This is a genomic window from Mycolicibacter longobardus (assembly GCF_002102265.1).
GTDB lineage: Bacteria > Actinomycetota > Actinomycetes > Mycobacteriales > Mycobacteriaceae > Mycobacterium > Mycobacterium longobardum.
This window is the reverse complement of sequence record NZ_LQPG01000042.1, coordinates 1-1,465: the sequence shown is the minus strand read 5'-3', so window position 1 is coordinate 1,465 and position 1,465 is coordinate 1. Positions and strand designations below refer to the sequence as shown.

Below are 1,465 nucleotides of genomic sequence, written 5' to 3'. Positions count from 1 at the left end.
GGATAGCGTCCCGCTGAGTGGTGGACTTCGGATCTAGCGTGGTTCACGCGTCGAGATCAACGAGTCGTGTTGAACGCTAGGCGATTTGGTGTTGTTTGGCAAGTGCTTCCGCAGCGTGTTTCTTCGCGATGACCGCCCGTAGTTCGTCCATGGAGACATCGGAGAGATAACGTCGGGTGACTTGCCATTCGTCGTGGGCTTCGATGACCACGGCGGTGGCCAGGCGCAGAAACGAAGCCGAGTTGGGGAAGATTTCCACGACATCGGCGCGGCGTTTGATTTCCTTGTTCAACCGCTCGATCGGATTGTTCGACCAAATCTTTTGCCAATGGGCCTTGGGGAACGCGGTGAACGCCAGGACATCAGTCTTGGCCTCGGCCATCATGGCGGCGACTTTCGGAAACGACTCGGCCAACGTGTCGGCCACCCGGTCCCACTGCTCGGCGACCCCGGCGGGGTCGGTGTGGGCGAAGATCGTCTTGACCGCCGCCGTCACCGCGGGGGCATGCTTGGCCGAAACCGCGGTGTGCAGGTTGCGCATGAAATGCACCCGGCAACGCTGCCACGATGATCCGCTGAACTGCTGGGCCACCGCAGCTTTGAGCCCAGCGTGGGCATCGGAGATCACCAGATGCACCCCGGAGAGGCCGCGGGCTTTCAGCGAGGCGAGAAACTCCCGCCAGAACTCGTAGGACTCGCTGTCACCGACGGCGGTGCCCAGCACTTCACGGGTGCCGTCGATGGACACCCCGGTGGCCACCACCAGGGCCTGAGAGACCACGTGCGCCCCGATCCGGACCTTGCAGAACGTCGCGTCACAGAACACGTACGGAAACGTCGTGTGAGCCAGGCTGCGGGTACGAAACGCCTCGATCTCTTTGTCGAGGCCGGCGCAGATCCGCGAGACCTCCGACTTCGACACCCCGGACTCAACGCCCATCGCAGTGACCAGGTCATCGACACTGCGGGTCGACACGCCGTGCACGTAGGCCTCCATGATGACCGCGTGCAATGCGCGGTCGATGCGGCGGCGGCGCTCCAGCAGCGACGGGAAGAACGATCCGGCCCGCAGCTTGGGGATGCCCACCTCGACATCACCGGAGGTGGTCGACACCGTCTTGGGCCGATGCCCGTTACGGTGCACCGTGCGCCCATCGGCACGCTCATAGCGACCGGCGCCGATCGCAGCAGTGGCCTCGGCCTCGATCAGCGCCTGCAGCCCGGCACGGATCAGCTCAGCGAACACCGCACCGGCATCAGCGGACTTCAGCGCATCGAGCTGAGCAAGCAGGGCAGAATGATCCTGGGTCATCGCGTCGTGTGTCCTTCTGTGAGTCACTTTGGTCGGTAACTCACTGACCACTACGCGATGGCCCACCCCAGCACCATCAGCGACACACCCGATATCAGGTCCGGCACCATCGGCCCAGCACCCCGAAACCCCACCACGCCAGGGGACTTACCC

The 1,465-nt window shown here is 63.8% G+C and carries 1 protein-coding gene; it reads right to left on the bottom strand.

Translation table 11 applies throughout. The annotated features are described in order from the left end of the window. Positions 1-76: 76 nt before the first annotated feature. Positions 77-1,312 (bottom strand): IS256 family transposase, encoded by a 1,236-nt coding sequence (locus AWC16_RS20260; RefSeq protein WP_085266524.1) that lies wholly within the window; start codon positions 1,310-1,312, stop codon positions 77-79. Positions 1,313-1,465 lie beyond the last annotated feature (153 nt).

Bases quoted from the DNA above. Each gene is read 5' to 3' on its own strand.
- AWC16_RS20260 (WP_085266524.1), bottom strand. From the start codon at position 1,312: ATGACCCAGGATCATTCTGCCCTGCTTGCTCAGCTCGATGCGCTGAAG.